General features: G+C 63.2%; 12 protein-coding genes and 1 pseudogene. 5 read left to right on the top strand and 8 right to left on the bottom strand.

Annotated elements, in window-relative coordinates:
- Window positions 1-439: pseudogene (locus ABZE94_RS15120) on the top strand (response regulator); the annotation flags it as partial.
- Window positions 440-544: 105 nt separating this feature from the next.
- Here the strand turns inward: ABZE94_RS15120 and ABZE94_RS15115 are convergent.
- A complete protein-coding gene (locus ABZE94_RS15115; protein WP_372876322.1) occupies window positions 545-1891 on the bottom strand; it encodes a class II 3-deoxy-7-phosphoheptulonate synthase in 1347 nt (448 codons plus the stop codon).
- A 293-nt stretch (window positions 1892-2184) separates the two neighbouring features.
- Between ABZE94_RS15115 and ABZE94_RS15110 the strand changes: the two genes are divergently transcribed.
- The gene (locus tag ABZE94_RS15110; protein WP_372876321.1) at window positions 2185-2958 is read left to right on the top strand and encodes a spermidine synthase; all 774 of its coding nucleotides are present in this window, start codon (window positions 2185-2187) and stop codon (window positions 2956-2958) included.
- A gap of 72 nt (window positions 2959-3030) precedes the next feature.
- Here the strand turns inward: ABZE94_RS15110 and ABZE94_RS15105 are convergent, their stop codons facing one another.
- Window positions 3031-3822, bottom strand: a complete 792-nt coding sequence (locus tag ABZE94_RS15105) for a crotonase/enoyl-CoA hydratase family protein (protein WP_372876320.1) — start codon at window positions 3820-3822, stop codon at window positions 3031-3033.
- 435 nt (window positions 3823-4257) lie between these two features.
- Between ABZE94_RS15105 and ABZE94_RS15100 the strand changes: the two genes are divergently transcribed.
- Window positions 4258-5952: a DEAD/DEAH box helicase gene (locus tag ABZE94_RS15100; RefSeq protein ID WP_372876319.1), complete on the top strand. Its 1695-nt coding sequence runs from the start codon at window positions 4258-4260 to the stop codon at window positions 5950-5952.
- 112 nt (window positions 5953-6064) lie between these two features.
- On the opposite strand, the gene ABZE94_RS15095 is transcribed toward ABZE94_RS15100, so the two are convergent.
- Together ABZE94_RS15095 and ABZE94_RS15090 are read right to left on the bottom strand one after the other, a co-directional pair.
- Window positions 6065-6286, bottom strand: a complete 222-nt coding sequence (locus ABZE94_RS15095; protein WP_372876318.1) for a hypothetical protein — start codon at window positions 6284-6286, stop codon at window positions 6065-6067.
- Window positions 6287-6450: 164 nt separating this feature from the next.
- Complete coding sequence (locus ABZE94_RS15090; protein WP_372876317.1) at window positions 6451-7218, bottom strand: class III extradiol ring-cleavage dioxygenase; 768 nt, start codon at window positions 7216-7218, stop codon at window positions 6451-6453.
- Window positions 7219-7319: 101 nt separating this feature from the next.
- On the opposite strand from ABZE94_RS15090, the gene ABZE94_RS15085 reads away from it, so the two are divergent.
- Window positions 7320-7976, top strand: coding sequence for a thiopurine S-methyltransferase (locus tag ABZE94_RS15085; protein ID WP_372876323.1), 657 nt, complete (start codon window positions 7320-7322; stop codon window positions 7974-7976).
- An 85-nt stretch (window positions 7977-8061) separates the two neighbouring features.
- Here ABZE94_RS15085 and htpX read toward each other — a convergent pair whose 3' ends face one another.
- The 4 genes from htpX to ABZE94_RS15065 all read right to left on the bottom strand — a co-directional run bounded on the left by htpX (window position 8062) and on the right by ABZE94_RS15065 (window position 11439).
- Window positions 8062-8931 carry a protease HtpX gene (gene htpX / locus ABZE94_RS15080; RefSeq protein WP_372876316.1) on the bottom strand — a complete coding sequence of 290 codons (870 nt, stop codon included), beginning with the start codon at window positions 8929-8931 and terminating at the stop codon, window positions 8062-8064.
- A gap of 88 nt (window positions 8932-9019) precedes the next feature.
- Window positions 9020-9472, bottom strand: coding sequence for a hypothetical protein (locus tag ABZE94_RS15075; protein ID WP_372876315.1), 453 nt, complete (start codon window positions 9470-9472; stop codon window positions 9020-9022).
- Complete coding sequence (locus tag ABZE94_RS15070; protein WP_372876314.1) at window positions 9472-10215, bottom strand: SDR family NAD(P)-dependent oxidoreductase; 744 nt, start codon at window positions 10213-10215, stop codon at window positions 9472-9474. The genes ABZE94_RS15075 and ABZE94_RS15070 overlap by 1 nt, the downstream gene beginning before the upstream one ends.
- Before the next feature lie 12 nt (window positions 10216-10227).
- Entirely contained in the window at window positions 10228-11439 is a 1212-nt protein-coding gene (locus tag ABZE94_RS15065; RefSeq protein ID WP_238041591.1) for a pyridoxal phosphate-dependent aminotransferase, read from the bottom strand.
- Between the two features lie 316 nt (window positions 11440-11755).
- On the opposite strand from ABZE94_RS15065, the gene msrB reads away from it, so the two are divergent.
- Window positions 11756-12160, top strand: a complete 405-nt coding sequence (gene msrB, locus ABZE94_RS15060; protein ID WP_372876313.1) for a peptide-methionine (R)-S-oxide reductase MsrB — start codon at window positions 11756-11758, stop codon at window positions 12158-12160.
- Window positions 12161-12701 lie beyond the last annotated feature (541 nt).

Here is a 12701-nt window from a genome sequence, read left to right as displayed (position 1 = left end):
TTTTTGCATGGCCGGCGGCCATCGTCTGTTACGCGTGAGCAACCTGAGTGAGGCGCTGAGGGTACTCAACGAGCTGCCGGTGGATCTGTTGGTCAGCGACCTGAAACTGGCCGGTGAGGAGGTCGCGCCCTTGCTGAAAACCCTGGCCCAGGCCCATCCGCGGTTACTGACCCTGGTGGTGACGCCGTTCTGCGACACCCAGGCGCTGCTCAAGCTGATCAACGAGGCGCAGATATTTCGCTACCTGCCCAAGCCGATCCGCCGTGGCCTGTTCGAGAAGGGCCTGCAGGCCGCCGCCGAGCAGGCCTTGCTGTGGCGCGCGCAACCGGCACCGGTGGTCACGCGCCTGGCGCAGGTGCCGCGTGACGAGCGCGAGCGGGAGAAGGTCGGTAGTTTGCTGGGCATGCTCGGGCGTTTGCGCGAGCGCCTTACTGCCTGAGCTGATCAAGAATTGATCGCGGGCATGGGGCAAGGTGTCTCCCACCGTTCCTACAGCCTGACCGTGGCGTAGGAGCGGTAGGAGATACGCGAACAACAGCTGCAGTTAGCGGCGCACCTGCTTCAGCGTCTCGGCGATCAGGAAGGCCAGTTCCAGCGACTGGTCGGCGTTCATCCGCGGGTCGCAGTGGGTGTGGTAGCGATCCGACAGGCCGTCCTCGGTGATCGGTCGGGCGCCGCCGATGCATTCGGTGACGTTCTGCCCGGTCATCTCGATATGGATGCCGCCGGCGTAGCTGCCCTCGGCCTGGTGTACGGCGAAGAACTGCTTCACTTCGGCGAGGATCTGCGCGAAGTCGCGGGTCTTGTAGCCGCTGGAGGCCTTGATGGTGTTGCCGTGCATCGGGTCGGAGCTCCACAGCACCTGCTTGCCTTCGCCCTGCACCTTGCGCACCAGGCGCGGCATATGGGCTTCGACCTTGTCCGCCCCCATGCGCACGATCAGGTTGAGGCGGCCGGGGTCGTTGTCCGGGTTGAGGATGTCGATCAGGCGGATCAGCTCGTCCGGATCCATGCTCGGGCCGACCTTGACCCCGATCGGGTTGCCGACGCCGCGCAGGAACTCGACGTGGGCGCCATCCAGCTGGCGGGTGCGGTCGCCGATCCAGAGCATGTGCGCCGAGCAGGCGTAGTCGCCGCCGGTGAGGCTGTCGCGACGGACGAAGGCTTCTTCGTAGTTGAGCAGCAGCGCCTCATGGGCGGTGAAGAAATTGGTCTCGCGCAATTGCGGCGAAGTGTCCATGCCACAGGCGCGCATGAACGCCAGGGTCTCGTCGATGCGATCGGCCAGGTGGCTGTACTTCTCGGCTAGGGCCGAGTTGGCGATGAAGTCGAGGTTCCACTGGTGCACCTGGTGCAGGTCGGCAAAGCCGCCCTGGGCGAAGGCGCGCAGCAGGTTGAGGCTGGCGGTGGACTGGTGGTAGGCCTGCAGCAGGCGTTCCGGATCCGGCACCCGGCTCTTGGCGTCGAAACCGATGCCGTTGACGATATCGCCGCGGTAGGCCGGCAGGGTGATCTCGCCGATGGTCTCGTCGTTGGCCGAGCGCGGTTTGGCGAACTGCCCGGCCATGCGCCCGACTTTCACCACCGGGCAGCCGGCGGCGAAGGTCATGACGATGGCCATCTGCAGCAACACCTTGAAGGTGTCGCGGATCTTCGCCGCGCTGAACTCGGCGAAGCTCTCGGCGCAATCGCCGCCCTGCAGCAGGAAGGCGCGGCCCTGGCTCACCTCGGCGAACTGGCGGCGCAGCTCACGGGCTTCGCCGGCGAATACCAGCGGCGGGTAACCGGCCAGGGTCTGCTCGACCTTGGCCAGGTGGGCGGCATCGGGGTAGTGCGGCTGCTGCTGGATTGGCTTGCTTCTCCAGCTTTCGGGGCTCCAGGCTTGCGACATGATGATTCTCGACTTCGGGCAGTTTAATAATCAGGCAATTGAATAATCAGGCAACTTATATAAGCAGAAGGGCATGGTAACCGATCAGCCCGCGCCTTCAAGCCGATAGGCGTGATAGAGCCGCTGCATGAGGGTACTGAGGGTGGCCTGGCGCGCCTTGGTCGGTGTCCGTCGCAACCCTTGGCCAGGCACGCCGCGGTGAATTATCGCGTGACCCGGCGCGGGCGCTTCCCTGACAATTGGCTTCTTGCCCCGGCTGCGACGGCTGGGAACCTCAGGCTGGAGAACGATGCATGCCAGGTTTGCCCCCGGTGGAAGAGATGAAAGAAGAAGTCTTGCTCGCCGAGGTGCAGGATGCGTTTGGCGTGATCCGCGTGGTCGAGATCGGCGAGTACCGTTTTCTCGAATTCGGCGACTCGATCGAGCAGAGCTGCGTATTCACTGCCGATCCGAGCTGGCTGGAGTACGACTACACCCGCGCCATGCTGCTCGGTGGCCTGTGCCACGCCGAGCCGCAGAGCGCGCTGTTTCTCGGGCTCGGCGCCGGAAACCTGACCCAGGCGTGCCTCAGGTTCCTGCCGCTGGACGATGTCGAAACCATCGAGCTGCGTCCCGAGGTGCCGCGCCTGGCCATGCAGTACCTCGGCCTGGAGGACGACCCGCGTCTGACCATCCGCATCGGCGACGCCCTCGACCTACTGGAAACCGCGGAAAGTGCCGACCTGATTTTCGTCGACCTCTATACCGACCACGGTCCCGGCGTCGGCCACCTGGCCTGGCGCTTCCTGGAGAACTGCCAGAAGCAGTTGAATCCGGGCGGCTGGCTGATCATCAACCAGTGGGCCGGCAACGACGGCAAGCCGCTCGGCGCGCCGCTGCTGCGCGGCCTCTACCATAGGCATTACTGGGAATGTCCGGTGAAGGAGGGCAATGTCATCCTGCTGGTGCCGGCCGATCTCGAGCAACAGCTCGACCTGGGCGATCTGCAAGCCAGGGCTACGGCCCTGGCGCCGCAGCTGGGCTACTCCCTGCAGCCACTGATCGAGGCGCTGCGCCCGGCCAGTTGATTGTGCTCAGGGCTTGTGGAAATATCGAGCGCCGTAGCGCAACGTCAGCAGCGGGCGTACTTTCACAAGCTCTCAACGCCCCTTGAAGTCGCCGGGGCGGCGTTCGAGCATGGCGCGCACGCCTTCCTGGGCATCTTCGCTGGCCATCAGGCGGGCCACCGTCGGATGCAGATTGACCATCGCCGCGGCTTCGCCTTCGCGCACGGCCTGGCGCGCCGAAGCCAGGGTGGCCTGCACGCCGAGCGGTGCCTGGGCGGCAATTCGTTCGGCCAGCTTGAGCGCATGGGGTAGCAGCTCTTCGCTGGCCAGCACTTCCTGCACCAGGCCCAGGCGGTAGGCTTCATGAGCGTCGAACTCGTCGCCGGTGAGCAGCCAGCGCATGGCATTGCCCCAGCCGGCGCTCTGGTGCATGCGCAGGGTGGCGCCGCCGAACGGAAAGATACCGCGCTGCACTTCCATCTGGGCGAAGCGGGTGTTGCTGGCGCACAGGTTGATGTCCGAGGCGAGCATCAGTTCTATGCCGATGGTGAAGCAATAGCCCTGGGCCGCGACTATCACCGGCTTGCTCACCCGCGGACCGCCAAACACGCCCAGGGGGTCGCAGCCACCGGCGGGGACCTGCCAGCCGGCGGCAAAGCTGGCGGACACGCTGGCCAGGTCCAGCCCGGCGGTGAAGTGCTCGCCATGGGCGAAGACCAGGGCCACGCGCGCTTCGCCATCGCGTTCGAACTCGCCATAGGCCAGGCACAGGCCATTGAGCATGTCCAGGTCGACGGCATTGCGTTTGGTCGGTCGATCCAGACCGATCAGCATGATCCTGCCGCGTTTCTCACGGCTGACGCGACCGCTGGTGCTTTGAGTCATGGCAGAAATCCTTGCGCAGAGAATGTCATGCAAGAGGATATCGCAGGGCCACAGCAAATCGCACCTGGTGGGGCGTATAGGCAACTGCCGAATGAGTGTCGATACGGTGTCGGGCCAGTGCTGGCCGGCAAGCGGCCCTGTGTCCAGGGCATAGGATGACCTGCGTTCAAGTCCGGTCTGGGCGACCGTTTGGCGGTGCAGATGTTTTAATTGTGGGAAAACCAGCACAACTGCCAGCTTTTCCGGTATAGTGCGCGCCGGTCAATTCATGGCCACGTTCAGGTTACACAACTCGCCCGGAGGTCATCTCCGGCAGTCAGTCTGCGTAGCGGACTATCCTTGACGATTCATTTACAACCACGTTTTCGCAAATCCCCGCCGACACGGCTGCCAGGGTGACTCTAGGGTCTTACACGGCATGCGCAGCTTTGGAGCATGGGTCTTTGCGGATGCACTAGAGGCAGACCCATGACCCAAGAACTCGGCGGCTTCGCCGCACTCGATCTTCATCCCAATATTCTCGCCGCAGTGATCGCGACTGGCTACGAAGAGCCTTCGGCGATTCAGGTGCAGTCCATTCCGGTGATCCTTGCCGGTCACGACATGATCGGTCAGGCACAGACCGGTACCGGTAAAACCGCCGCCTTCGCCCTGCCGATTCTCAGCCGCATCGATCCGACCAAGCGCCAGCCGCAGGCGCTGATTCTGGCGCCAACCCGTGAACTGGCCCTGCAGGTCGCCACTGCGTTCGAAACCTACGCCAAGCAAATGCCAGGGCTGAACGTCATCGCCGTTTACGGCGGCGCGCCCATGGGCCCGCAGCTGAAAGCCATCCGTAACGGCGCTCAGGTTGTCGTCGCCACTCCGGGTCGTCTGGTCGATCACCTGCGTCGTGACGAGAAGGTGTTGTCGACCATCCAGCACCTGGTGCTCGATGAGGCGGACGAAATGCTCAAGCTGGGCTTCATGGACGACCTTGAAGTGATCTTCAAGGCCATGCCGGAAACCCGTCAGACCGTGCTGTTCTCGGCCACCTTGCCGCATTCGATCCGCAGCATCGCCGAGAAGCATCTGCGTGATCCGAAGCACGTCAGGGTCGAAACCAAGACTCAGACCGTGACCGCCATCGAGCAGGCTCACCTGCTGGTCCACGCCGACCAGAAGCACGCCGCGGTACTGCGCCTGCTGGAAGTCGAGGAGTTCGACGCGCTGATCGCCTTCGTGCGCACCAAGCAAGCCACTCTGGATCTGGCCGCCGTGCTCGAAGCCCGCGGTTACAAGGCCGCCGCCCTGAACGGCGACATCGCCCAGAACCAGCGTGAGCGGGTGATCGAGTCGCTCAAGGATGGCCGCCTGGACATCGTCGTTGCCACCGACGTCGCTGCCCGTGGTCTGGACGTGCCGCGCATCACCCACGTGATGAACGTCGACATGCCCTACGATCCGGAATCTTACGTACACCGTATCGGTCGTACCGGCCGTGCCGGTCGTACCGGTCGTGCGCTGTTGCTGGTAACGCCGCGCGAGCGCCGTATGCTGCAGGTGATCGAGCGTGTCACCGGGCAGAAAGTCAGCGAAGTGCGCCTGCCCGACGGCCAGCAAGTGCTGGACGCGCGGATCAAGAAGCTGACCTCGAGCCTGGCACCGCTGGTGGCCGATGCCGAAGCCAGCCACGGCGATCTGCTCGACCGTCTGACCGCGGAAATCGGTTGCAGCCCGCGTGCCCTGGCCGCCGCGCTGCTGCGCAAGGCCACCAACGGGCAGGCCCTGACCCTGGCCGAGGTCGAGCGCGAGCAGCCGCTGGTGCCGACCAGCGCCCCGCGTGAGCGCAGCGAGCGTTCGGACCGTGGCGACAGCCGTGAGCGTCGTGCGCCAGTGCCTTTGGCCGAAGGTCGTGCCCGTTGCCGTACCGCGCTGGGTGCGCGTGACGGTATCGCGGCGAAGAACCTGCTGGGCGCCATCCTCAACGAGGGCGGCCTGGTTCGCGAAGCCATCGGTCGCATCCAGGTGCGCGAGAGCTTCAGCCTGGTCGAGCTGCCGGAAGACGGTCTGGAGCGTTTGCTCAGCAAGCTGAAAGACACCCGCGTCGGTGGCAAGCCGCTCAAGCTGCGTCGTTATCGCGAAGATTGATTCGCGCCAAGCGCTAAAGATCCGCGTTAAGCGTTAATCAAGAAGCCCCGCATTGTTGAGATGCGGGGCTTTTTTGTGTCCGTCCACCTGGCAGGCAAGGCCTGCAGCGGCGTTACGACCTCTTGCTGCCAGCTACGAGCATAAGGCCGCCGGCCACTATGGCGGCAATCCCTGCCCACATGGGGACGTTGACCCTTTCTTTCTCTTTCACGGAAAGCTCGAGCGGGCCGAGTTTGACCGCGGTGCTGTCCTTGGTATAACTGAAGCCACCATAAATCAGCGCCAGGGTTCCGACTACCACAAGTGCTATGGCTGTAAGCCTGATTGAGTTCATATCGTCCACACCTTCTGCGTGACACCTGTGCCTCGTGGCCGACGGTTCCAAGGGCAGGGTCATGCAGATGATTGAAGCACAGATTGCTCCGGTTCCGTGATCGATAGCTTCGGTGTGCGAGGCCATTGCTGAATCATGTCGCAGTTTGGCGGTGCCTGGGTGTCTCAGGCAAAGCTGTAGATATCCATGCCCAGGGCGCCGAGGGTGAAACCGCTGTGCTCGACCTTGAACCGGCCGCCAGCCCCGCGGGCGAAGAACAGCGGTAGTAAATGTTCGTCGCTGGGGTGGTTGCGTACGGCCGCCGGGGCTCGCTGGCGATAGTCATGCAGCGCCGTCTCGTCGTCCTCGGCCAGCCTGGCCACCATCCAGTCGCGGAACTCCTGGGCCCAGGGCTCGATCGCCTCGGGACCGGCTTGCCAATCGAGCTCGCCGAGGTTGTGGGTGATGCTGCCGGAGCCGATCAGCAGAATGCCTTGCTGGCGCAGTCCGGTCAGGGCGCGACCGATGCGGGTCTGCAATTGCGGGCCATGGCGGCTGGGCAGCGAGAGCTGCACGACCGGGATGTCGGCAGCCGGGTACATGAGTGACAGTGGCACCCAGGCGCCGTGATCGAAGGGGCGTTCGGCGTCGAGTTGTGCGGGGAAGCCGGCTGCGCCGAGCAGTTTCACGACGTCCGCGGCGAACTGCGGATTGCCGGGCGCCGGGTACTGCAGCCGATACAGCTCCGGGGGAAAACCGCCAAAGTCATGCCAGGTTTCAGGTTGGGCGGCGCTGGTGACGCGCAGCTCAGTGCTTTCCCAGTGGGCGGACACTACCAGGATGGCCCTTGGTCTGGGCAGCTCTGCGGCCAGGCGGGCCAGGGCCGGACCGCTGGCGCCGGGTTCCAGGGCGAGCATGGGTGAGCCATGGGAGATAAAAAGCGAAGGCAGCATGGGGTAGGTCCCTACGGTAGGATGTGGCCATCTTCACGGCTGGTAATATCGAGTTCCAGTATAAATTCTTGAGCTATTTGATCGTATTTTTGGGGGTAAGAGTGGACGAGGCATTCTGGCAGGCGCGCTGGGCGCGCGATCAGATCGGTTTCCATCTGGATCGGGTCAATCCCTATCTGCAGCGCCACTGCTCGTCGCTCGAGCTGCACCCGGGCGCGCGGGTGCTGGTGCCGTTATGCGGCAAGAGCCTGGATCTGGCCTGGCTGGCGGGGCAGGGCTATCGTGTGGTGGGCGTCGAGTTGGCGCAGAAGGCGGTCGAGGATTTCTTCGCGGAACATGGCTTGAACGCAGAGATCAGCCAGGAGGGGGCGTTCAAGGTCTATCGCGCCGGAGCGGTGGAGCTCTGGTGCGGCGATTTCTTCGCCCTGACGGCGGAGCAGCTCGTCGATTGCCAGGGGCTCTACGATCGTGCGGCATTGATCGCCTTGCCGGCGGACCTGCGCGTGCGCTATGTCGCCCATCTGCAGGCCATTTTACCAGCGGGATGTCGGGGCCTGCTGATTACCCTCGACTATGCACAGGCGCAGATGGACGGACCGCCCTTCGCTGTGAGCGATGCCGAAGTGCAGGAGTTGTTCGGCGCGGGCTGGCGGGTCGAGACGCTGGAGCGGCTGGATGTGCTGCGGGGCAACTGGAAATTCATCAAGCACAACCTGCAGGCGCTGGATGAGGTGGTATACCGATTGGTCAAACGCTGAGCAGGAGCGGGCTGAGTGTGGCCGCTGCTGCAAAGCGACAATGAATAAGGGCGACCCGATGGTCGCCCTTATTCATTGCGGGTGGTTAGCGCAACTGGCGCAAGGCTTCGATGCGATCTTCCAGCGGCGGGTGGGTCATCAGCAGGCCGGCCAGGCCGTGCTTCAGGCCGCCGTTGATGCCGAAGGCGGTGAGGCTGTCGGGCATGTTCACCGGCACGCCCTGTTCGGCACGCAGGCGCTGCAGGGCGGCGATCATGGCACCGGTGCCTGCCAGGCGGGCGCCGGCTGCGTCGGCCTTGAACTCGCGCTTGCGCGAGAACCACATGACGATGATGCTGGCCAGGATGCCCAGTACCAGTTCGGCGAAGATGGTCGCGACGAAGTAACCGATACCGTGGCTGCCTTCGTTTTTCAGGATGGCCTTGTCGACGAAGTTGCCGAAGATACGCGCGAAGAACATCACGAAGGTGTTCACCACGCCCTGGATCAGCGCCAGGGTGACCATGTCGCCGTTGGCTACGTGGCCGATCTCGTGGGCCAGCACGGCTTTCACCTCATCCGGCGAGAAGCGTTCCAGCAGACCCTGGCTGACGGCCACCAGGGCATCGTTCTTGTTCCAGCCGGTGGCGAAGGCGTTGGATTCGTAGGCCGGGAAGATTCCCACTTCCGGCATCTTGATCCCCGCCTCGCGCGACAGTTCCTCGACGGTCTGCAGCAGCCATTGTTCGTGGCGGGTGCGTGGCTGGGTGATGATCTCGGTGCCGGTACTCATCTTCGCCATCCACTTGGAGATGAGCAGCGAAATAAGCGAGCCGGCGAAACCGAATACAGCGCAGAAGATCAGCAGGCTGCTGTAGTTTTGGCCGGTATAGCGGTCTACCCCCAGTAGCTTGAGAGTGATACTGGCGATGATCAACACCGCCAAGTTGGTAGCCAGAAACAGCAGAATGCGCATTGTGAAACTACTCCTCACGGAAAAGGGCCGGCTCGTAATGCTGGCTATATAAGGGCGCGCCCCCCGGCTCTTCAACCTGGGGACTATTTCAAACTGTGTCGCCTGTGGCGGTCAGGTTACTCTCGAAGAGCAAGCGGGTGAGGCGGGCGAGGCGTTCGCCATGCTTTTGGCTCAGCGCGTCGCGCAGTTGAAAGGCCAGGGTGGCGTGCACCCGGCGCACGCTGGGGGGCAGCACTTCGCCTTCGCGCAGGGCGTGCGGCACGCTGCGACTCAGGCGCAGAAAGCCTTTTTCGCTGAGCACCGCCTGATCCAGGGCGTCGTAGGCGATGGTCGAGTCGAAGCGCAGGTAGCCTTCCTCGGCCAGCCACAGCAGCGCACCCAGACAGCTCTCATGGCGCTTGCTCGGCAGGCCGAACTCATCCGGCTCCTCGCGGCCGATCAGGTCTTCGACGTAGAGCGCCATCTTGCGCGGGAAGACCTGATACAGGTGCAGCATGCCGGCTGCCGCATCCTTGTAGAAATCGTCGATTTGTAGGTCCATCAGAATTTGGCAATCATCGAGGTGGGTAATAGTGGCAACAGGCGACCGAGGATCGCCCAGGGCCAACCTGGTACATAGGCGCTGCTGTGGCGTTTGTCGATGTGTCGGGCGATCAGCGTGGCGCCGCGCTGCACATCGATCACAAAGGGTCGTTTGGGCATATCGCTGTTGAGAGGCGTATCGATAAAGCCGGGCAGCAGCAGGGTGGTGTCTATGCCCTTGCTCTGCAGTTCGGCGCGGGCGGCCTGCATGTAGCTGATCAGGCCGGCCTTGCTCGCCGAATAGGCCGCGGCAGAGGGCAGGCCGCGCTTGCCGGCGACCGAGGCGACGGCGACCAGGTGACCATGGCCTTGCTGGCGAAACAGCGCGGCCGCTGCCTCCAGGCAGGCGATGGCGCCGATCAGGTTGGTTTCCAGGGTCAGCCTGGCGCGCTGGAAGTGGCCGCCCCCGACTTTGCCGTTCAGGGCGATGCCAGCGTTGGCGATGAGCCCGTCCAGTCCGCCCAGGGCGTTTGCCGCCAGGCCTATGGCGTCCTGGCAGGCCGCGTAGTCGGTCACATCCAGCGGCAGGACGATGGCCTTGCGGCCGAAGCGCGCCTGCAGTTCCGCCGCCAGCAGGTGCAGGCTGTCTTCGCGGCGCGCCGCCAGGGCCAGGTCATAGCCTTTGCTCGCCAGTTCGCGGGCGAGTGCGGCGCCAATACCGGAGCTGGCGCCGGTCAGCAGATAACGTTTGCCCTGGGTCATGCTCATCTCCGGTTACTGCTGGTAGCCCTTGAGGAAGCTGCCGATGCGGCCGATGGCCTGTTCCAGGTCATCGACCCGCGGCAGGGTGACCACGCGGAAGTGATCCGGCCAAGGCCAGTTGAAGGCGGTGCCCTGGACGATCAACAGTTTCTCGGAAAGCAGCAGGTCGAGGACGAACTTCTCGTCGTTGTGAATCGGGCAGACCTTGGGGTCGATTTTTGGGAAGGCATAGAGCGCGCCCATGGGCTTGACGCAGCTGACCCCAGGGATGTCGTTGAGCAGCTCCCAGGTACGGTTGCGTTGCTCGAGCAGGCGCCCTTGCGGCAACACCAGGTCGTTGATGCTCTGGTAGCCACCCAGGGCAGTCTGGATCGCGTGCTGGCTCGGCACGTTGGCACACAGGCGCATGTTGGCCAGAATGTCGATGCCTTCGATATAGCTCTGCGCGCGGTGCTTGGGCCCGGAAATCGCCACCCAGCCGGAGCGGAAACCCGCTACGCGATAGGACTTGGACAGGCCGTTGAAGGTCAGGCAGAGCACGTCTGGCGCCAGCGAGGCGGTGCAGATGTGCTGGGCTTCATCGTAGAGGATCTTGTCGTAGATCTCGTCGGAGAACAGCACCAGGTTGTGCTGGCGCGCCAGTTCGACGATGTCCATCAGGACTTCTTTGGAATACACCGCGCCGGTGGGGTTGTTCGGGTTGATCAGCACCAGTGCCTTGGTGTTCGGCGTGATCTTGGCGCGCATGTCGGCAATATCGGGGAACCAGCCGGCTTGTTCGTCGCACAGATAATGCACCGGCTTACCGCCGGACAGGGCTACGGCGGCAGTCCACAGCGGATAGTCGGGGGCCGGGATCAGTACTTCGTCGCCGTTGTTGAGCAGCGCCTGCATGGCCATGACGATCAGCTCGGACACGCCGTTGCCCAGATAGATGTCCTCGATGCCGACGCCTTCCACCTGCTTCTGCTGGTAGTACTGCATCACCGCCTTGCGCGCACTGAACAAACCCTTGGAGTCACTGTAGCCCTGGGCTGTCGGCAAGTTGCGGATGACGTCCTGGAGGATTTCTTCCGGGGCTTCGAAACCGAACGACGCCGGGTTGCCGATGTTCAGCTTGAGGATGCGATGGCCTTCCTCTTCCAGGCGTTTGGCGTGCTTGAGCACGGGGCCGCGAATGTCATAGCAGACATTGGCCAGCTTGTTCGATTTGCTGAACTGCATGTAAGTGTTCCCGAGTGGTGAAACGCCGTTGAATTACCGTGTAAAAGACCCGATCAGGCGAGCCTTGGCAGCTTGTGGCGCGGGTGACAGACTGGGGGCGAATGATACGTTGCAGCCTGACCTTGGCAAAGGTACTGGTCCGGCTTTTTTATGGCGTGCCATCCATGGCCGCCACCCTGCGGGCCGTCGCTACGCGACCTTAAAAATCGTTCCAGACGATTTTTCATGGCGTGCATCAGTGGCCGCACCCTACGAGCAGTTGCTGCGTGACGTTAAAAACCGCTCCAGACGATTTTTTCTATTGAGGATTGTACCCATGGACAAGCTCGAAAAACCCCTGGAAGCCTGGCGCGAAGAGCTGTCGGAGACGCAGTTCCATGTCTGCCGGCTGGGCGGCACGGAGCGCGCCTTTTCCGGTGAGTACCATGACAGCAAGACGCCGGGCATCTATCACTGCGCCTGCTGCGGCACGGCATTGTTCGACTCGGACGCCAAGTTCGATTCCGGGAGTGGCTGGCCCAGTTACTTTCAGCCGCTGAGCAAGGATGCGATTGCCAGCCTGGATGACTTCAGCCACGGCATGCACCGCATCGAGGTGAAGTGTGGCAAATGCGATGCCCACCTGGGTCACGTCTTCCCCGATGGTCCGGCGCCGACCGGTTTGCGCTATTGCATCAATTCGGCAGCGCTGAAGCTGGTGCCTCGACCGGCGCAGGGTTGAGCGCGCCGCTGGATCTCCGGCCCGATGAGCGGCGGCGGGTTGCGCGGCGCCTCGGATCTGTGACTTGCTCGGGAGTGCAATCGCCGCTAACCCGCCCTACAGGCTATATATAAAACAATGAGTCATTTCTTGTTTGATGAGAGATCCCCCGTCGTCCGGACGCCGCGCTGTCGCGCAGCAAACGGGGGGCAATCGTGTCTGTCGGCTTGTGGGTACCTGTAGGAGCGGCTTCAGCCGCGAAGCTGTGCTGTGCCGCGAAGAATTCGCGGCTGAAGCGGAACGCCGTCCGGCCGCTCCTGCAGAAACAAAATAATCCACAAAATCAATGATGTACGGATTGTTTGATAAGAGATCCCCCGTCGTCCAGACGCCGCGCTGTCGCGCAGCAAACGGGGGGCAATCGTGTCTGTCGGCTTGTGGGCACCTGTAGGAGCGGCTTCAGCCGCGAAGCTGTGCTGTGCCGCGAAGAATTCGCGGCTGAAGCGGAACGCCGTCCGGCCGCTCCTGCAGAAACAAAATAATCCACAAAATCAATGATGTA

Source organism: Pseudomonas sp., from assembly GCF_041601375.1.
GTDB lineage: Bacteria > Pseudomonadota > Gammaproteobacteria > Pseudomonadales > Pseudomonadaceae > Aquipseudomonas.
The sequence above is the reverse complement of the archived record's forward strand: the minus strand, read 5'-3'. Positions and strand labels throughout refer to the sequence as shown.